The organism is Sporosarcina sp. FSL K6-1508 (assembly GCF_038007465.1).
Classification (GTDB): Bacteria; Bacillota; Bacilli; order Bacillales_A; family Planococcaceae; genus Sporosarcina; species Sporosarcina psychrophila_B.
Map to the genome: position 1 here is coordinate 349,860 of NZ_JBBOXF010000001.1, position 18,383 is coordinate 368,242.

At 45.5% G+C, this 18,383-nt stretch carries 17 protein-coding genes and 1 riboswitch; of the genes, 2 read left to right on the forward strand and 15 right to left on the reverse strand.

The genetic code is table 11. The features are described from left to right. Nucleotides 1-134 precede the first annotated feature (134 nt). Complete coding sequence (locus tag MKZ11_RS01425) at nucleotides 135-2,285, reverse strand: (Fe-S)-binding protein (RefSeq protein WP_340792285.1); 2,151 nt, start codon at nucleotides 2,283-2,285, stop codon at nucleotides 135-137. A 173-nt stretch (nucleotides 2,286-2,458) separates the two neighbouring features. On the opposite strand from MKZ11_RS01425, the gene MKZ11_RS01430 reads away from it, so the two are divergent. Beyond that, nucleotides 2,459-2,638 (forward strand): hypothetical protein, encoded by a 180-nt coding sequence (locus MKZ11_RS01430; RefSeq protein WP_340792286.1) that lies wholly within the window; start codon nucleotides 2,459-2,461, stop codon nucleotides 2,636-2,638. A gap of 33 nt (nucleotides 2,639-2,671) precedes the next feature. Here the strand turns inward: MKZ11_RS01430 and MKZ11_RS01435 are convergent, their stop codons facing one another. From MKZ11_RS01435 to MKZ11_RS01500, 14 genes are all read right to left on the reverse strand, one after another. Beyond that, a complete protein-coding gene (locus MKZ11_RS01435) occupies nucleotides 2,672-3,355 on the reverse strand; it encodes a hypothetical protein (protein ID WP_340792287.1) in 684 nt (227 codons plus the stop codon). Continuing rightward, nucleotides 3,352-3,837, reverse strand: a complete 486-nt coding sequence (locus MKZ11_RS01440) for an ECF transporter S component (RefSeq protein ID WP_340792288.1) — start codon at nucleotides 3,835-3,837, stop codon at nucleotides 3,352-3,354. Before MKZ11_RS01440 ends, MKZ11_RS01435 begins: the two co-directional genes overlap by 4 nt. 3 nt (nucleotides 3,838-3,840) lie before the next feature. Next, nucleotides 3,841-4,422, reverse strand: coding sequence for a cob(I)yrinic acid a,c-diamide adenosyltransferase (locus tag MKZ11_RS01445; RefSeq protein ID WP_340792289.1), 582 nt, complete (start codon nucleotides 4,420-4,422; stop codon nucleotides 3,841-3,843). Beyond that, nucleotides 4,422-4,850 carry a bifunctional adenosylcobinamide kinase/adenosylcobinamide-phosphate guanylyltransferase gene (locus MKZ11_RS01450; protein WP_340792290.1) on the reverse strand — a complete coding sequence of 143 codons (429 nt, stop codon included), beginning with the start codon at nucleotides 4,848-4,850 and terminating at the stop codon, nucleotides 4,422-4,424. Before MKZ11_RS01450 ends, MKZ11_RS01445 begins: the two co-directional genes overlap by 1 nt. Next, nucleotides 4,802-5,401, reverse strand: coding sequence for a histidine phosphatase family protein (locus MKZ11_RS01455; RefSeq protein ID WP_340792291.1), 600 nt, complete (start codon nucleotides 5,399-5,401; stop codon nucleotides 4,802-4,804). The genes MKZ11_RS01450 and MKZ11_RS01455 overlap by 49 nt, the downstream gene beginning before the upstream one ends. Then, complete coding sequence (gene cobS / locus MKZ11_RS01460; RefSeq protein WP_340792292.1) at nucleotides 5,374-6,138, reverse strand: adenosylcobinamide-GDP ribazoletransferase; 765 nt, start codon at nucleotides 6,136-6,138, stop codon at nucleotides 5,374-5,376. The genes MKZ11_RS01455 and cobS overlap by 28 nt, the downstream gene beginning before the upstream one ends. Continuing rightward, nucleotides 6,135-6,971: a cobyric acid synthase gene (locus tag MKZ11_RS01465; RefSeq protein WP_340792293.1), complete on the reverse strand. Its 837-nt coding sequence runs from the start codon at nucleotides 6,969-6,971 to the stop codon at nucleotides 6,135-6,137. The genes cobS and MKZ11_RS01465 overlap by 4 nt, the downstream gene beginning before the upstream one ends. Further along, entirely contained in the window at nucleotides 6,968-8,701 is a 1,734-nt protein-coding gene (locus MKZ11_RS01470) for a bifunctional adenosylcobinamide kinase/adenosylcobinamide-phosphate guanylyltransferase (RefSeq protein ID WP_340792294.1), read from the reverse strand. Before MKZ11_RS01470 ends, MKZ11_RS01465 begins: the two co-directional genes overlap by 4 nt. Continuing rightward, on the reverse strand, nucleotides 8,688-9,644 hold the full coding sequence (gene cbiB / locus MKZ11_RS01475; protein WP_340796883.1) for an adenosylcobinamide-phosphate synthase CbiB: 957 nt from the start codon (nucleotides 9,642-9,644) through the stop codon (nucleotides 8,688-8,690). The genes MKZ11_RS01470 and cbiB overlap by 14 nt, the downstream gene beginning before the upstream one ends. Continuing rightward, nucleotides 9,644-11,116, reverse strand: coding sequence for an adenosylcobinamide amidohydrolase (locus tag MKZ11_RS01480; RefSeq protein WP_340792295.1), 1,473 nt, complete (start codon nucleotides 11,114-11,116; stop codon nucleotides 9,644-9,646). Before MKZ11_RS01480 ends, cbiB begins: the two co-directional genes overlap by 1 nt. A 1-nt stretch (nucleotide 11,117) precedes the next feature. Further along, on the reverse strand, nucleotides 11,118-12,113 hold the full coding sequence (locus MKZ11_RS01485) for a FecCD family ABC transporter permease (RefSeq protein ID WP_340792296.1): 996 nt from the start codon (nucleotides 12,111-12,113) through the stop codon (nucleotides 11,118-11,120). Next, the gene (locus MKZ11_RS01490) at nucleotides 12,106-13,068 is read right to left on the reverse strand and encodes an ABC transporter substrate-binding protein (protein ID WP_340792297.1); all 963 of its coding nucleotides are present in this window, start codon (nucleotides 13,066-13,068) and stop codon (nucleotides 12,106-12,108) included. The genes MKZ11_RS01485 and MKZ11_RS01490 overlap by 8 nt, the downstream gene beginning before the upstream one ends. 119 nt (nucleotides 13,069-13,187) lie before the next feature. Continuing rightward, nucleotides 13,188-13,371: riboswitch (cobalamin riboswitch) on the reverse strand. A gap of 677 nt (nucleotides 13,372-14,048) precedes the next feature. Continuing rightward, complete coding sequence (argS, locus tag MKZ11_RS01495; RefSeq protein ID WP_340792298.1) at nucleotides 14,049-15,716, reverse strand: arginine--tRNA ligase; 1,668 nt, start codon at nucleotides 15,714-15,716, stop codon at nucleotides 14,049-14,051. Next, the gene (locus MKZ11_RS01500; protein ID WP_340792299.1) at nucleotides 15,713-16,156 is read right to left on the reverse strand and encodes a DUF1934 domain-containing protein; all 444 of its coding nucleotides are present in this window, start codon (nucleotides 16,154-16,156) and stop codon (nucleotides 15,713-15,715) included. Before MKZ11_RS01500 ends, argS begins: the two co-directional genes overlap by 4 nt. A 159-nt stretch (nucleotides 16,157-16,315) precedes the next feature. On the opposite strand from MKZ11_RS01500, the gene MKZ11_RS01505 reads away from it, so the two are divergent. Next, nucleotides 16,316-18,373 (forward strand): transglycosylase domain-containing protein, encoded by a 2,058-nt coding sequence (locus MKZ11_RS01505; RefSeq protein ID WP_340792300.1) that lies wholly within the window; start codon nucleotides 16,316-16,318, stop codon nucleotides 18,371-18,373. Nucleotides 18,374-18,383: the final 10 nt, after the last annotated feature.

The window sequence follows — 18,383 nt, forward strand, 5'->3', positions numbered from 1 at the left end:
ACGGATATCGTTGACTGAACGCTCGCTCGGTTAACAGTCAAGAAAAAAGGAGTGTTTCCACTCCTTTTTAAGCTTGTTAACCCGTAGTGCTAATTCTAGTAATTATACGACAATACTGATTGTTCCGCAATGGTTTATTGCACAATCGATTCTACTTCCTCTGTCTCCGCAGGATGCCAGCCTTCACCGAAAATCGAACGTTCCAGTAATTCGGCAATGTCATATGTGCCTACAGACTCTTCCACTTCTTTTGCTTTCGTACCATCTGATAGCATCGTCAAGCAGTATGGACATCCGGACGAAATGATTCCCGGGCTTACTTCAAGCGCCTGTTCTGTGCGCGCGACGTTGATGCGTTGGCCTGTATCTTCTTCCATCCACATAAGTCCTCCGCCCGCTCCACAGCACATGCCGTCTTCGCGGTTACGTTTCATTTCAACGAGATTTACACCCGGAATTGCTTTAAGGATTTCACGCGGTGGATCATAGACGTCGTTGTAACGGCCAAGGTAACAGGAATCATGGAACGTAATTGTTTCATTGATAGCATGCTCGGGTTTTAATTTCCCTTGCATAACGAGTTCGTAAAGCATTTCCGTATGATGAACTACTTCTGCTTTAAATCCGAAATCAGGGTATTCATTTTTGAAAATATTGTATGCATGCGGGTCAATCGTAACAAGTTTTGTGACACCCGCTTTTTCAAATTCGTCGATATTGGCCGTAGCCAGCTCTTGGAATAAAAACTCATTCCCTAGGCGACGCGGCGTATCTCCGGAGTTCTTCTCTTTATTGCCAAGAATGGCGAACTTGATGCCCGCTTCATTCATAAGGTGGACAAATGATAAAGCGATTTTTTGGGAACGGTTATCGAATGATCCCATTGAACCGACCCAGAATAGGTAGTCAAATTCTTCGCCAGCTTTTTTCAATTCTTTGACCGTTGGAATATGAAGATCTGGACGTGCATCTCTCCAGTTTTCTTTTTCTTTGCGGTTAAGACCCCATGGATTCCCTTGACGTTCGATGTTTGTCATCGCGCGCTGTGCATCAGGATCCATTTTCCCTTCTGTCATCACAAGGTAACGACGAAGGTCAATGATTTTGTCAACGTGTTCGTTCATAACCGGACATTGATCTTCACAATTACGGCATGTTGTACAAGCCCAGATTTCCTCTTCCGTGATGATGTCGCCGATGAGGGACGGGTTGTAAATGTCGTCCATTGTAGCGCCTTCAAGTCCAGCTGCAAATGCAATCTGATTGCCTTTTGTTTTATTGAACGCGAGCGTTGGTACCCACGGTTTCTGCTTCGTCATCAGTGCACCTGTATTTGTCAGGTTATCACGCAGTTTAGTAATCAAGTCCATCGGAGACAGCATTTTACCAGTGCCTGTTGCTGGACACATATTCGTACAGCGTCCACATTCGACACATGCGTAAAAGTCGATCATTTGCATCTCCGTGAAGTCAGTAATTTTACCAACCCCAAGCGGCGGCATTTCTTCTCCTTCTTCCACATCTTCCAACGCTTCGAAGTCGATTGGTTTTAAGCGGCCCGCATGATCCAGACGGTGGAAATAAACGTTAGCAGGTCCTGCAATCAAATGCGCATGTTTAGATTGCGGCACATAGACAAGGAATGTCAGTAAGATTAGCAGATGGATCCACCAAGCAACGAAGAAAATAACCGCTGCTCCCGTTTCTGGCATGAAACTGAAAACTGTAGCAATCGTCGATGCGATTGGTTCCGTCCATGACGTTTCATGTCCTTGCCAAATCATGTTCATACCGTTCGCAAGTAGTGTTGAAAGCATAAGTCCACCGATGAAAATAAGGACAAGCCCGGATTTCCATCCGCGTTTCAAACGGACTAGTTTCTCAACATACCGGCGGTGGAATGCCCACACGACCGCGACGAGAATTGTAACTGCAACGATTTCTTGGAAGAACGTAAAGGCAGGATACACTGAACCGAATGGTAAGTGTGAGCCTGGTTTTAATCCTTTCCAGACAAGATCGATAGCTCCAAATTGTACGAGTAAAAACCCGTAGAAAAACATAACGTGGATTGCTCCACTCTTTTTATCTTTCAATAATTTCTTTTGTCCAAAAACGTATACCCATATTTTGCGGAGACGTTCTGAAACATTGTTATCAAACTCTTCTTTTCTCCCCAGTTTGATAAATTGAATCCGTGTTTTGATTAGATATGTGAACAGCGCAAGCGCGTAGGCCACAACTGCGAGAAACAGAATCCAGTTGGCAATGAGCAATGGATGCATTTATTCTCTCCCCTTCCCCTATTGTTTGAATAGTACAGATAGTGTAGTCGAAAATAGGTATCGTGTCGATGTCTATTTTCTAGTTTAATTATGAATGAGCGTTCAGTCAACTAAAAGTTTTGATAGTTTTGAGATATCGGTGAAATTTAGAGGGTGGTGGGGGGGATGATCGGTTGGGTTGTGGATATGATCGGTTCTGCGCTGGATACGGGCGGTTTGGTGATTATATGATTGGTCGAGCGGTGGATACGAGTGGTTGTAGTGGTTATATGATTGGTTCTGCGGCGGTTATGATCGGTTGCATTGGTTATATGATCGGTTCTGCGGTAGTTATGGTCGGAATCACACTTTAGATATAGAAAAAACCTGCAAGAACAATGCAGGTTTCAAGTACTAATCGTTAGTTTATTCAAATGAACGCCGAAAAGTGCTTCAGCTTTTTTAATTTTTGTCTCCGGAATGGCTAGGAGAACAACTGTGGACGGCCCCGCTGATTTCATTGGATCCAGAATGGTTTCGATCCGTACTTCTTTACTTCCAGTCAACAAACGGACCTCTTGTAAAATTCCGCTTGAGCCAACTGGCCAGATCTGATGGACGATTCCATCTTTCATCGCTTTGTGAATTAGCGCAACGGATGCAATTTCATTCACACGATTTCGTACTTCATCTCCAACGAGCGGTGAGCCGTAAGTAAACCATTCATTATTTTCCGAAGTAGGCACTTTCTTTTTTTTGCCGATCATCGTGACTGCCATTGCCGACTGGACAAGTTCCATATTCGTTTCTGAACTGCCGCTAATAGGCGGAACTTCAAGCCCCGCCTCGTGGAATAAATCCGTCACCCCTGCCACGTAATTTCCCCAACTCTCGCTGCCACTAAAATTGTGGATGAGGATTGAAACAGGTGCCGCATGAGATGCCCATTGCTCAAACAGGGTGACGCGTGCGGCAAAATGGGCAGTGACTCGGTCTGGCACATTAACAATATCCTGCGTTTTTTCGCCGATGCCGCCTGAATTATCCGTAGTTACGATAAAACCGTTGCCGATATCAATGGCATTCCTCATCGAAGTTCTCCCATACGCCCGGCAACGACATGCTGAAGTGCTGGCATGACAACTGCCGCAACAACTGCGTTAACAATTGTTGCGAGTAAAAGGAATGGAATTGCCGACAGGAAAAACGCTGGTGAAATCAGGAAGTAAAATGGTAACGGTGCTATTAAACCGTTTGCCACTATGAAAAAAGCCCACTTCGTTAGATTGCGTCCCGCTTTGTGCAGACGTGCAAAGATGATAACGATTACGAACATTTCAAGTGCAATGAGCACATGTAATGGACCAAAAGGAAATCCAGCATACATTGCAGAGGCGGTGTGTCCGAGCATCGCGGCAATTCCTGAAAATACGGGCGGAAGAAAGGCCGCTGAAATAAGTGCCGGTACCGTATCAAGTGCCAAGGAACCGATGTTGGACGGGATTTTTATTAATCCGCCGATAACACAGAGGGCTGCAAAAAAAGCCGTCAATGTGAGCCGTTTCAATTGCATCGATTAGTCCTCCTTTTTCTTATCCGTTTTGAACACTTTCGCACTTCTTACGTATTCGTTATCCGGTACGTTAACCCGAGAATTCGCAATACGTGCTGCAACAAAAAGATAATCGGAAAGCCGGTTCAAATAACGTTGAACTACTGACGGCACATCTTCTTCCGCTTTTAAAAGCGTTACCGTCTGGCGTTCCGCGCGTCTAGCGACAGTCCGTGCAATGTGAAGTGTTGCGGCAGCAGGTGATCCACCTGGTAAGATGAATTTCTCTAATGGCGGTGCTTCTTCCATTAGCACATCAATTCGTTGTTCAAGCACTTCAACCGGTTCTTCAGACAATTTATAATGACGTTCTTTCATAACGTTTGCAAGGTCGCCACCGCCATCGAACAATTCGTTTTGAATGGCTTCCAAATCTGCCAGTATATCTGCAAAAATTGCAGGATCCAGTTCTGTCATTGCTTTACCGACGAATGAATTCAATTCATCCATCGTTCCATATGCTTCAACACGAAGGCTGTCTTTGTCGACACGCCCTCCTATTAAACTTGTTTTCCCTTTATCCCCTGTACGTGTGTAAATTTTCATTATTGTTCTCCCCTTTTCTTCACTGTTTTTGCAAGGCCATACCAAATCCTGGTCACTTCATCCGCTTCCGCCATCAGACACTGATAGAGCCGCCCGCAAGTATCGCGCAACTTTCGTTGTTCCGCATCTACCGGAACAATCCCACGTCCGATATCCGTCAAAATAAAAATGACATTTCGACCAGCAATTCCCTCCATCACATAAGCAATCGCCGCTTCCTCCGGCAAATTTGTCTCACTAAGCCACTCTTCAATCCCAGCAACCACAATTGTCTGAATAGTTCCGGAATTGTATGGGTGACTGTCACCCTTACAATTCAACAATAAATTTCCTTCTATCCATTGTACGTTGTGTTTTCCTTGTTTCGTCAGCTGTTTTTTTACGAATTCTCGTTTGCCGTTATGGGCACCGCCGATATAGATGTGCACACTTTTCCCTCCTTGAATGCTAGATCACTTTCCCATTCAAGCCTGTAGCCACTTCCGTGGGGTGTAACCCAGGACCAGAAATCCTTTTCTACTGGTGAAAACTTTGTCAGGACTACGCGGATGGGTCCTCCATGTGTCACGACAACCGCCTTGTTTGGAAGTTGGTTGAGCGCGGTTAGTACGCGCGCTTCCAAGTCTTTCAAGTTTTCACCACCAGTTGGTGCAAATATATATGGATTATCAAGCCATTTTCTATAGTCTTTATTCTGTTCAAGCTCCGCATATGTTTTCCCTTCAAAATCGCCAAAATTACATTCACGCCAACTGGCATCTGCTTGAAATGTAGCGTGTGGAAAATAGCGTGCAGCACTTTGTCTTGAACGGAGTAGATCGCTTCCGTAAACGAATTGTATGGGTGACAGGCACTCGAACAATTCCAACACTTCTACTGGTTCCAAAATTGGTTCATCCGTCCAACCAATGTATTTCCGTTCTTTATTCCCCGCGGTGGGAAGATGTCGGATTAGATAAAGCACAAAACTGTTAGCCATAACAACGCCTCCAAGCCTTCAATGAATGCACCGCATAAATCACCTGTGACACCTCCGAAATGTTTCAACGTCCAGTTACGGAACGTCACTAGTGCAACTGCGAGCAGAACCGTTAGCACCACAGGAATGAGTACACTTTTCAATAAAAATCCTATCGCAAATAAAATCGCCGCACTGCTAATTAATGTCCAACCCACGACTACATTTGCTGAAATTTTTTCTTTGAAAAAGTGGGCGATTCCTTTGTCCTTTGCAAGACGTACCTTTGAGAAATACAGGTTCATAGTAGCTCTTGCCAGGAAAGGGATTGCGATGTATAACGCACTATTTCCAGTACCGCGCATCAGAATTTCATTGAACAAAGCAATTTTTACGATGATGAGTAGAACAAGCGCCATCGTTCCGAATGCACCAAGCCGTGGATCCTCTAGAATTTCGAGTCGCCTTTTGCGGTCTTTGTATGAAAAGAACGCATCGCCCGTATCTGCCCAGCCATCCAGGTGCAAACCACCAGTCAGAAAGATACCAGTCAAAACAATGAACACTGCGGTGAGAAGCGTTCCGAAGTTCACCACGTTCAACAAGAGTTCAGACACACCGTACATCGCAAGCCCTATCGCCGCTCCAACGAAAGGAAGCGCCACATACATTGCCGTCACTTCTCTTCGGCCAAGAGGCAATTCCTTTCGAATAGGAATTGCGGTGAAAAATTGCATAGCCAGCAACAATCCATTCATTTCATCTCTCCGGGAGACGCCAAAATTTCTTTTATAAGCAGCCAGTTGAGATTCGCTTTGACATGTTTTGCCCACACATCGTAGACGTCAACTCCTGCTGGCGCTTCCGTAACCGGTCGGTCCATATCTTCCTCTTCAATGCCGTGATCAACTTTATAAGGGATAACGCCTGCAACTGGAATGCCAGTGTACGATTCGATAAATTCAATACCTTCTTGAAATAAAGAAACGTCACCATGGAATTTATTGATAATAATGGCTTTGACACGTTTTCGATGCTCGGGTGGTAAAAGTTGCAACGTGCCAACAATCGAAGCAATAGCGCCGCCGCGATCAATATCCGCTACTAAAACTGCTGACACATCCGCGATTTCTGCCACTCGCATATTAACAATTTCTCTGTCGTTAAGATTCACTTCCGCTGGACTTCCTGCACCTTCGATAATAACCGTTTCGTACGTTTCTGCCAGTTTGACAAGAGATGTTTTAATCGCCTCAATTCCGCGCGTGAAAAACTGTTCACGGTACGCCATTCCTGCTATTGGACCAAACCTCTCACCGAAAAAAAGCACTTCCGATTTCATGTTTGCAACTGGTTTCAGCAAAATAGGATTCATATAAATCGATGGTTTCGTTCTAGCGGCCTGTGCTTGAATGAATTGCGCTCGACTCATTTCTTCACCATTTTCCGTTGTCGCTGAAAAACCAGACATGTTTTGCGATTTGAAGGGGGTTACGCGTACGCCTTCGTCGGATAAAATACGGCACAACGCTGTACAAATCAGTGTTTTCCCAGAATCCGATGCCGTTCCTAACACAATCAGTCCATTCATTGCGTTACCTCCTGCCGTTCATTTTTCCATACGATTGGGATTCCGTAATCCATTTCAATTGCTGTGCTAGCTTTTTTGACAAGTACTTGGTGAATACGGCCAATCCATTTACTGTAGATTTCCGTTTCAGCATATTCAGATGGCAGTTCGTCAAGGACTTCATTCGAAACAATAACAAGATGGGCAGCTAACGATACTAGCGCGTCAATCGTTGTGTACAACTGTGTTTCTTTCAGTTCCATACACCCCGGTTGTTCGATACAGGGTTTTCCTGACTCCCAACCCATGTATAACTCATTTGCCAGCCATGTCGTTAGGCAATCCCACAAGATATAGTCCCCTTGTTGAATGAAGGACAATGCCTCTTCTAACTTGACGGGTTGTTCAAGGGTCGTCCAACTATCGGTGGAACGATCAGATTTGTGACGTTCAATACGTACCTGCATTTCAGAATCCGTCGCGACGCCGGAGGCAATGTAAACAAGCCGCCCTCCATTTTCACGCACTTCATCAACAAGCAGTTTCTCCGCATACGAACTTTTTCCACTCCGAACCCCACCACTGATGAACGTCAATTTCTCCGATGGAGTTGTCTGAATAGTGTCTAATTTGACTTGGTGACTGTCACCCAACCAACCCAACCGCTGACCCGAGTACTGCCCGAACCACTTTTCCAGTTCGTTTCGAAGCACTGCCATGTCTGCAGTGTTTTTCATGCCAATCCGGAGCCATCTGCCATCCATGCCTCGGAAGTTTTGTGAATGGCGGAGGACGATGCCACGCGCGAGCATATCACTGTACAGTTTGTTGGCGTCACGGCCGGCGCCCAGTGTGAATGAGATGAAATTCGTAACAGAATCCGTAACAATGCAGCCATGGTCCGTTAAGAACCGTGTCATCTTTTTGCGTTCACCGTTACTGTGCTGAATTGCCTGTTCTCGATATCGCTCTTCCTGTAAGCACGCTACGCCAATGTGTGCCGCTAAACCGTTAACGTTCCAATGCGGTGCGAGTGCTTTTATCCCCTCAATGATCGATGGATGTGCTGCGATATACCCGAGGCGTATTCCCGGAATGGCGTACATTTTTGTCATGGAACGAATGATGATGACGTGCGGATTATTCGTTATATCTGCAATGAAGGACAGTGATTCATCAACAAAATCGATAAAGGCCTCATCTAAAACAATCTCGCAACCGACTTCAGCACCGTGTTGGATAATAACATTCAAGTCCGCTCGTGCAGGCATTATTCCAGTCGGGTTATTTGGTGTACAAAGATAAAGGACTGCTGCCGAGTTCATTGCATCGAGCAACTCTTCCAGCGGCAATTTAAAACCATCTTTTTCCGACGCAAAAACGCGAACAATTTCCACATCCTTCGCCAAGAGCGTCGCTTCGTATTCTGAAAACGTTGGGTGCACGACAATCGCACACTTTCCGCGGTAGCGCTCTGCCAAAAGTGCCAGCAGTTCTGCCGCCCCGTTCCCCGCGAATAAACTAGCTGGTGAAATACTATGGTAATCGGCCACCGCGGACAAAAACGGCTCCCCTTCCGGATTTGGATAAGTTCTGAGCTTTGACAGCAAACTTGGCCACATCTGAGTAATCGCATCAGGAGGTCCTGCTGGATTAACATTTTCACTAAAATCCAGCAATTGTGTTGGCTGTGCTATCCCCAGTTTGGAATAAACATCGTTTGGGTTTGCGCCATGTTCAGGCAACTTCATAAAAAGCCACTCCAATCACTGTTAGTACAAGCCAGAAAATAAACGCGATGCTATGCATCTGTGTAATGGTTTGTTTAATATGTATGGCGGTTAGCGGGGTGTTACCTGGACCAAGCTCAGGACGTTTCGATACGATTCCACGGTATGTACTTGTTCCGCCCAGCGTAACGCCAAGTTGCCAAGCCGTCGCTGCTTCCAAAAAGCCACTGTTCGGACTTGGATGATTTCTTGCGTCTTTGCTCCAACCAGTGAACCGTTTCCATAAGGAAATTCCGCCTTTATTTGGCGCATATAAAATAATAAGAAAACCTGTTATGCGTGCTGGTATGAAATTCAGGATATCATCCGCACGTGCAGAAAACTTACCGAACTTGTCGTAACGTTCGTCTTTGTAACCAACCATCGAATCAAGTGTATTCACTGCTTTGTACATCCAAAGACCGGGCGCTCCTAGCAGAAAAGCCCAAAATAGTGGCGATGTGATGCCATCTGAAATATTTTCCGACACTGTTTCAACTGTCCCGCGTACAATGCCGCTTTCTTTCAATTTTTCGGTATCACGGCCAACAATCCATGACAGTTTCGTTCGCGCAGCAGGTAAATCTTTTGCAGCGAGCGGTCGATAGACGTCAAGCGCGGCATCGCGTAAACTTTTTTGGGCAAGCCCGATGGCGATGAGAATTCCTTCCACAAGAATCCCAGCATAGATACTGTATTGATAAGCCAGACCGACTAAAGAAAATACAATGATCAACACAATTCCGACTGTGGTGAAGAGGATAAACGCCCCTTTCAACGTTCGGAACCTTCCTTTATTCAAAACCGCGGTCAATTTTGAGATGAACGTTCCGATCCAGCGGACTGGATGAGGCCAGTTCGGTGGATCGCCAATAATCCTATCAATCAGAAAACCAAATGCGATGGCGATAAAATGTGCAGGAATCAAGTTGTCCACCCCTTCGCTTTCTTGTATACACGGATTGCCCGCACCGTACAGTCATAAACCCCGTGGCCAATCAATTTGCCGAGCGGAGTAATAGGTCCAGCATAAGGAAGTATTTCCCCCTGCTGTGTCGCCGCGACAAGCAGGCTGTCCGTCGACGTGCCCGTCGCAATGGTACCGGTTAGTGGATCTAGTATTGATTCCGTTTGCAGCGCTTTCGTTTTCGCTTCTGTTGCCGTTATCATTGCTTGAATAAATGCTTCATCAGGCAATTGACCGTTGACGATAACCCATGTATTGATCGTACCGACACGAGGTTTTTGGTCACGCGTGAGTACTTGCGACACATCGACTGCATTGCCGACCCCCGCCGTTACCGCAATCAATACGGTCCCGAAGTCGCCTGTATATTCTTCAACTTCCGCGTGTTCTGTTGTGACGGCGGTCATCATACCGACCGTGTCTGTCAAATGAAATCCTTGTTGCTCTAGATAGGAAGCCATTTCTGCTTTAACATCGTCGCAATTGTAATCAGCATCAACATGCCGATTGACAAACGACCGATACCAACCAGTTCCTGCGTTATGAACTGCAGAAGATAACGTTTTCAGTGGATAGTGTGTTGTCAGTGCAACATAGTCTGATGACACGGAAAAATCCTCTTTTTTAACTGTGAACGCCTTCTTTTCCTCTTTCGTGTCCGGCAGTAGCGTAATCTGAGGCTTTGGCAATTCAGGATGCGACTGTGATTTGACACACGCACCGTAAACAGATTGGATTGCCTCTTCCCTCACAACATCTTGCGGTACACCTATTTTCGCAATTCGCCCTTTATCCATCAAGAGAAGTCGGTCGCAGTATAAAGAAGCCAAATTGATATCGTGAAACACCGAAATAACTGTGAGTCCTTTGTCAATTGCCTGTTGACGAATCGTATCGAGCAATTGTTGCTGGTGAGCGATATCCAAGTGATTTGTCGGTTCATCGAGCAATAAAATCGGAGCTTCCTGAGCAAGGGCCTGTGCAACGAATACGCGCTGCTGTTCGCCACCTGATAGTAGTTCTATCTGGTTTTCAGCATAGCGCGTGATTGACATACTGTTTATCGCATCAGTGACGGCACGCTCGTCTTCAGCTGACCAAGATGAAAATAGTCCTGATTGGTGCGGATATCGCCCGAGTTCTACCGTTTCACGAACAGAGTGGGAAAATGCATGTGCATGGAGTTGCGGCAAGACGGCTACCTTTTTAGCGAATTCTTTTTGTGAATAGCTGGACGCGTCTTGCCCATCAATTGTAACTGTGCCTGTATCCTTCGGGAGGATGCCTGAAATAATTTTCAATAGCGTGGATTTACCACTGCCATTTGGACCAAGTATGCCGAGCACTTCGCCTTTATTGACATTGAATGTCACTGCCTTCACGATGGGTTCTTTTCCATAACCGCCAGAAATATTTTCGACTTGTAACATATCACATTCCCCCTTTCCTTCGTTGTTTGTAGAAGATGAAAGCGAAGACCGGCGCACCGATAAATGCCGTGATGACGCCTACTGGGAGTTCAGTTGGCGATATGATTGTCCGTGCAATCAAGTCACAAATGATGAGCAATGTCGCACCGTTCATAAACGATAGTGTAAGGAGATGACGATGATCTGATCCCCATAGGAGCCGCGTCATATGCGGAACGACTAGACCGACAAAACCGATCGTACCGGATACTGCGACGGCAGAACCTGTAAGGATGGATCCGCCAATCAAGATGCTGAATTTACGACGCTTCACATTGACACCTAGATGATGTGCCCGTTCTTCTCCAAACAGCATCGCATTTAATTCACGGCGATTTAGCCATAGCATGAATGAACCTACGATAACGAATGGCAAAATCATCGTAATATAATTCCACCCCCGCATCGATACGCTGCCGAGTAGCCAACCAATAATTTGGCGCAACTCTTCCCCTGTGAGCGCTATCATAAGTGACAAGACAGAGCCGAGGAATGAACCGAAAATGATTCCAGTCAAAATAATTGTTTCCATTCTCATCGCGCGGTCAACGAGGCGTGCGAATCCAAGAACCAAGAACATTGTTAATGCGGCGCCGACCATGCTGAATATAGGAAGCGTATAAGTGCCTAGAAATGGAATGGAAATACCAAAAAAGAGCGTCATAACAGCACCGACCGAGGCGCCGGATGACACTCCGAGGGTGTAGGGATCAGCAAGCGGATTTTTCAATAACCCTTGAAAAGCCGCACCGGAAATTGCGAGCGATGCACCGACTAGGCCGGCCAGCACAACACGCGGCATACGAATCTTCCACAATATGTTGGTTGCTGTTGCATCTGCTCCCGCATTCCATAACGTACTGATCGGTATTTTCACAGAACCAATCGACACACCGAGCCATACCGCCACAATCAGTGCAGCGGCGGAAACGATGTAGGCAACGCTAGATTTACTCACCGAAAGCCTCAGGATAAATGGCTTTCGCTATTTCTTCAAGCCCTTCAGCTAGGCGTGGACCTGTACGACTTGTGATATTTTCTTGAACTTGAACAACTGCTTTTTCTTTGATCGCCGTAATCGTATCGAAACCTGGGCGTGCATAAACGTCTGCAACTGCCGTTTCGATATAGTCATACAACACGATAATTACATCGGGATTACGGTTAACGATTTCTTCCGGAGCTATCATAAACCAGTTTTCCTTATCAGCAGCAATATTTTCAGCACCAATCATTTCAAGCATCTGATCCATGAATGTATTTTTACCTGGTGTGTAAATATCTGGTGCTGGTGATGTTTCAACAAAAACTGTCTTTTTGTTTTCGACTGTTGCTGTTTTCGCCAATACTTCTTCTACTTTTGCTTTCATGTCCGTAATGATTTTCTCTGCCTCTACTGTTTTGCCAGTCGCTTGACCGATTGTTTCAATCGTTGTATACGTCTCTTCGAAGTTTGCTGCATTTTTTACAACAAAGACAGGAATTCCTGCGTCACGGATTTGTTGCAGTCCCGCTTCACCCTTTCCAAGTCCCGATTCATGCGCAAAAACGATTTCAGGATTCATCGATACGATTTTTTCGACGTTAAATTCCTGGCCGCCGATTTTCTCTTTTTCCGCTACTTCCGCGGGATAATCATCATAATCGTTTACGCCGACAACTTCATCAGCAAGACCTAGTTCAAATAAAATTTCCGTGTTACTCGGTATCATCGAAACGATTGTTGCCGGTGCCGTTTCTAATGTGATTTCTTTGCCGACTGCGTCCGTGAGTGTCAACGGGAACTCGGCTGTGACCACTTCACTTTTCGGTGTTCCTTCCACTTTCGGCTTGTCTTGTGTTGCAGTTCCACATGCTGCGAGTAGGAATACTGCTAGGATAGCCGTCAACCCTAATTGCCAGATTTTCTTCATGTTGTTTTCCTCCTGTTTAATCCAAATAAAAATCCCCCGTAATTGCTACGGAGGAATAAGCTGAGTAAAAATCTAGACGTATAATGACGCCGATTTTCACCAATCCTATCCTCGTAGGGTACGTGTGATCCATAAAGGCAGGTCTCCTGGCTTGTGTTCATTGCTGATCGCGTCTTCCCGGAACTTTTCCAGTGACAAATTGCGACTAGCTCACACTTACAGTGGCGGGACCGCGCCGACATTGAATCGGCTTCCCTTTTAACCCCGTCTTTAATACGAGGCACCTTTATGTTTGGTATGTATTTTCGTCCAACATTCAGTATACTATAAATTTTCAATGTGTCGATAGCGAGGGAGATTTGTAGATTTAGATATGTTGAATTAAAGAATCCCGTTGAATCTGTTGTGGTGCTTAATAATGAAAGAGTTGTAATTAGGGGATGTGGATTGTAGATCGCTTGGCGCTTTGGGGATGCCTCCCGCCATAAGCCTGGATTAGCGCTTCGCATCCAGTCTTACGGCTTCGGCGACCCCTTTGCCGCGCCTGCGCTAGGGCGTTGATTATCAGGAGAAAAGTGATTTTGAGTTGTATATGCCAAGACTATAAGGTGATTACTAGTTGATACTAATTATATTAAAGAAAGACGCACTCCCGATTGCAGATTTCATCGCAGCTAACGAAATGCTCTTTCTCACATGGACCATCCAGCGCAGGCGCGCCTTCGTGGTAGCCGGAGCGATAAGACTGAAAGTGGTCTTCTTTCTGGCTTATCGCGGGAGGCATCCACAAAGCGTCGAAGCGGTATTAGCAGGATTTCTAATTCACTCCAGGTATTTGGACTTATTCAGCGGCCTTCCAAAAGCCCTTGTAAAGAGCATACGTCGTATTCATTTGTTCAACATATATAGAGTGAATATCTGCATGTGAAAAACGCCCTACTTGCGAGATAACAATCTCTCAAGTAGGGCGTTCAATTTTATTACATCTTTTCTGGTGCAGAAACACCAATAAGTTTCAGCGCATTTGCGATTGTTGTGCGTGTGATTGTAATTAATGCTAGACGTGCTTCGGACAATTCGCGGTTCTCTGGATCCAATACTTTTTCTGCGTTATAGAAGCTGTGGAAGGTTGCAGCAAGTTCTTGGATATAGGTTGCAACGCGGTGTGGAGAACGGAGTCTCGCTGCGTCACTGATTATTTGTGGGAAGTCCCCGATTTTCTTCATTAATTCCAATTCTTTTTCAGCTTGTAATAAAGAAACATTGTCCACAGATGCTGACATTCCGTTCTCTTTAGCTTGGCGCAAGATCGATGAAATCCGTGCATGCGCATATTGCGCGTAGTACACAGGGTTTTCATTCGACTGTGAAATCGCCAGGTCTAGGTCGAAGTCCATTTGTGAATCGCCTGAACGCATTGCGAAGAAGTAGCGAACTGCATCCAAACCGACTTCTTCAACGAGTTCGCGCAAAGTTACAGCTTTCCCTGTACGCTTACTCATCTTGAATTTTTCTCCATCTTTATACAACTGAACCATTTGTGCGACGCTGACTTCGAGTGTGTCGTTGCCGTAGCCAAGTGCTTCAATTGCCGCTTTCATCCGCGGAATATAACCGTGGTGATCCGCACCCCAGATGTTAATAAGTTTATCGAACCCACGGAACAATTTGTCTTCATGGTATGCGATATCCGGTGTCAAATAAGTGTAGGTACCGTCATTTTTAATGAGCACACGATCTTTGTCATCGCCGAATGTTGTTGAACGGAACCATGTAGCGCCGTCTTCTTCAAATACATGGCCGTTCGCACGTAATTTATCAAGAGCGACATCGATCTTACCGTTTTTATATAATGAGGTTTCCGAGAACCAGACGTCAAACGACACTCGGAAATTGGCGAGGTCAGTCTTCAACTTCTCTAATTCATAATCAAGTCCGTATTGACGGAAGAACGTATAACGCTCTTCATCGGGCACATTGACGTATTTATCGCCGAATTCATCCGCAAGTATCTTCCCTAGCGTAATGATATCCTGCCCTTGGTAACCGTCTTCAGGCATTTCTTTATCCAAACCAAGTGCCTGGAAATAGCGTGCTTCAACGGATTGTGCAAGGTTATGCACCTGGTTGCCCGCATCGTTAATATAATATTCACGCGCGACGTCATAGCCTGCAAAATCGAGGACGTTGCTTAAAGAGTCGCCTAGGGAAGCCCCGCGTGCATGTCCAAGATGAAGATCGCCTGTCGGATTGGCAGAAACGAATTCAACTTGGATTTTTTGGTTATTGCCGGAATTTGAACGGCCGTAGTTCTCACCTTGCTCAAGTACTGTCTTGACGATGTCACCTAAATAATCGGTTTTTAATTTGATATTGATAAAACCAGGGCCTGCGATCTCAATTGAGTCAATCGAAGTGCCATCCGTATTTAACTTTTCAAGAATCGCTTCCGCAATTGCGCGTGGCGGCTTTTTCGCTGCCTTTGTTAATTGCATAGCGATATTCGTTGCATAATCGCCATTGTCTTTGTTATTAGGCGTTTCAAGCATAATGTCCGGGATAACCGTCTCATCTGCCAACCCCGCATCAAGTACCGCTTGACGGAGTGCTAATTTCACTTCATGTTGAATTTGTTCTACCGCGTTCATATCGTTCCCTCCGTGTATGTAATAGTCAGGTTGTATGTTCCTAGAAGTGATTCTTCTGTATGCAAATCATAAATCACATTGAATCGGCCGCCTGAACGATCCTCATTCTCTGTAAAATCGAGTTTTTCCGTTTTGACAACTAAGTCAAACGTCGCTGGTCCACTGCCATATGTTCCTGGTCTTTCACCGGCTTTAACAAACGGCAACCGCATCGTAACAGCACCACGGCGCATAATCAGTGCATTTGCAGAATCCAATTTCACGATTGTTTGGACTGAATTCCCACTTTGTTGTTCTTCATATTTCAAATAAGATTTGCCGGCTTTTTCAATCAGCAAACCTTTTGCATTCACTTCATGCTTCTCCTCGTCTAGACCGGGATGACGGATTGACGAATGAAGCTTAATCTTTACATATCGCTCTTTTTCCCGCGATTCCATACACTCACTGTCCTTTTCATGAAAACATCTTCTTATTATATCCTTTTTACGGTATACATTTCAATCTATCCGAGCAATGCATGTTTTTACGTCGGTTCCGTTTAATCTGATTCCAAGCGTCGCATACTAGATGCAATGACACGGACGGGACGGGATCGTATGCGACGGACAGTGTATGTGAAAAAGAAAAAAAGACGCACGACGTTACGGCGTTTGCTGCTATTAATAGTCACCATGATGATGGCGGCGCTGACCGTCTTCCTATCACTTAGGCTCTATGCACAAATTACAGGTGCACCTTCTTTAAGTGTGCCCAAAGCTTCCGTCTTTCTCGATAAAAACGGCAAGCAAATTGGCGACCGTTTTTCTGTGGAAAGGCGGTACTGGGTCAGCCTTGATGAAATGTCCCCGTTTCTAATCGACGCGGTCGTTGCGACGGAAGACAAGAATTTTTATAATCATAACGGCTTTGACTATAGACGGATTGCTGGCGCTCTATTAAAGGACGTGAAATCTGGACGTAAAGTGGAAGGTGCCAGCACAATCACCCAGCAATATGCGAAAAACTTGTATTTGACGTTCGAAAAAACGTGGACGCGGAAAATTAATGAAGCACTTTACGCCTATCGAATGGAAGTGTTTTATGAGAAAGATGTCATTTTAGAAGGCTATATGAACACGGTTTACTTCGGTCATGGCATGTATGGTGTCGAGGCGGCAAGCAAGTTTTATTTCGGTAAGTCGGCAAAAGATTTAACCTTGGAAGAATCCGCCGTTATTACTGCCATCGCGAAAGGCCCTTCGATTTATTCGCCTATTGAAAATCCTGAGAAATCACGCGAACGGTCATTGTTAGTACTTTCGCTTATGGAGGCTCAAGGATACATTACTGCGCGGCAAGAAGAACGGGCGACAAACGAGCAGATCACGCTTAAAAACCGTGAATGGGCTGATACAAAGCGCGTAGCTCCTTATTTCCTTGATGAAGTATGGCGCGAAGCGGAAAAAGTGCTCACAGCAAAAGGACGATATCCTGCAGAAGGCGGTTGGACAATCCGAACAACGCTCGACCCACTCCATCAGCAAACTGCGGAAGAAATGATTGACAAATGGATGCCAGATAGTGGATTGCAAGTTGGATTCATGTCAATTGAGGCTGGCACAGGTGCAATCACATCGCTCGTAGGCGGGGTGAATTATACCGACAGCCCATTCAACCGGGCGACACAAGCAAAACGACAACCCGGCTCCGCCATGAAACCTATCTTATACGCCGCTGCTTTGGAAGATGGATTTAGCCCGCTTACATTTTTATCGACTGAAAAGACCATTTTCACATATGATGATGGGCGCTCGACGTATGAACCGAACAACGTGAACGGTAAATTTGCCGGACACCCTATTTCTCTCGCACAAGCACTTGCTATTTCTGACAATATCTATGCAGTGAAAACACTTGAAGATATCGGCTATAAAAAATTCAGTAAAATGGCTGAACGTCTTGGAGTCGATGGTAAGTTCCCGGAATCACCTGCAACCGCACTTGGTACTTCGCTTGTTACGCTGTCCGATATGACGAATGCCTATAATCGGATTGCTTCAGGCGGAATCGAAACAGTTCCAACGACAATTCTATCCATAACAGATGCGGAAGGGAAAACAATCTACGAACATCCGAAAATGAGTAAAAAACGTGTAATGAGTGAACAAGACGCATTTGTTCTAACCCACCTGATGACAGGCATGTTCGATCCCGTGTTCAATGATTATTCTTCTGCCACAGGGCTTTCGATGAGGCAAAAACAGACACGACCGTATGCCGCCAAGTCAGGTACAACCATTTCAGATCAATACTTAATTGGTTACACTCCATCGTTGACTGCCGGCATCTGGACTGGATTTGATGTCGGAGAGCAACTGACTGAAACGACAGATAAAGCGGCATCGAAAAAAATATGGATCGACTTCATGGAGACGGTCCATCGCGGCAAACCAGCCGAACCATTCATCCCACCAACCGGAGTTAACGGGGTTATCATTGACGTCGACACTGGTGGCATCGCTGTGAATGGATGCGACAAACAGCGGCTCGTTTATGTAAAAGAGAAGGATATGCCTCAAAAATTATGTACGGATAAAACGCTGCGTGAACAACGCTCTTCTGGTGAAGGCGATGGGAAGAAGTTCGAGCTGTTTCCATTTTCGTTTTTTGAGTGAGTTGGATTTT

Excerpts from the sequence above, each read along its gene's own strand:
- MKZ11_RS01465 (WP_340792293.1), bottom strand. The coding sequence starts at position 6,971 with ATGAATGGACTGATTGTGTTAGGAACGGCATCGGATTCTGGGAAAACA.
- MKZ11_RS01455 (WP_340792291.1), bottom strand. The coding sequence starts at position 5,401 with ATGGCTAACAGTTTTGTGCTTTATCTAATCCGACATCTTCCCACCGCG.
- MKZ11_RS01500 (WP_340792299.1), bottom strand. The coding sequence starts at position 16,156 with ATGGAATCGCGGGAAAAAGAGCGATATGTAAAGATTAAGCTTCATTCG.
- MKZ11_RS01440 (WP_340792288.1), bottom strand. The coding sequence starts at position 3,837 with ATGCAATTGAAACGGCTCACATTGACGGCTTTTTTTGCAGCCCTCTGT.
- MKZ11_RS01490 (WP_340792297.1), bottom strand. The coding sequence starts at position 13,068 with ATGAAGAAAATCTGGCAATTAGGGTTGACGGCTATCCTAGCAGTATTC.
- MKZ11_RS01480 (WP_340792295.1), bottom strand. The coding sequence starts at position 11,116 with ATGTTACAAGTCGAAAATATTTCTGGCGGTTATGGAAAAGAACCCATC.
- MKZ11_RS01445 (WP_340792289.1), bottom strand. The coding sequence starts at position 4,422 with ATGAAAATTTACACACGTACAGGGGATAAAGGGAAAACAAGTTTAATA.
- MKZ11_RS01425 (WP_340792285.1), bottom strand. The coding sequence starts at position 2,285 with ATGCATCCATTGCTCATTGCCAACTGGATTCTGTTTCTCGCAGTTGTG.
- MKZ11_RS01505 (WP_340792300.1), top strand. The coding sequence starts at position 16,316 with ATGCGACGGACAGTGTATGTGAAAAAGAAAAAAAGACGCACGACGTTA.
- cobS (WP_340792292.1), bottom strand. The coding sequence starts at position 6,138 with ATGAATGGATTGTTGCTGGCTATGCAATTTTTCACCGCAATTCCTATT.
- MKZ11_RS01470 (WP_340792294.1), bottom strand. The coding sequence starts at position 8,701 with ATGAAGTTGCCTGAACATGGCGCAAACCCAAACGATGTTTATTCCAAA.
- argS (WP_340792298.1), bottom strand. The coding sequence starts at position 15,716 with ATGAACGCGGTAGAACAAATTCAACATGAAGTGAAATTAGCACTCCGT.
- MKZ11_RS01435 (WP_340792287.1), bottom strand. The coding sequence starts at position 3,355 with ATGAGGAATGCCATTGATATCGGCAACGGTTTTATCGTAACTACGGAT.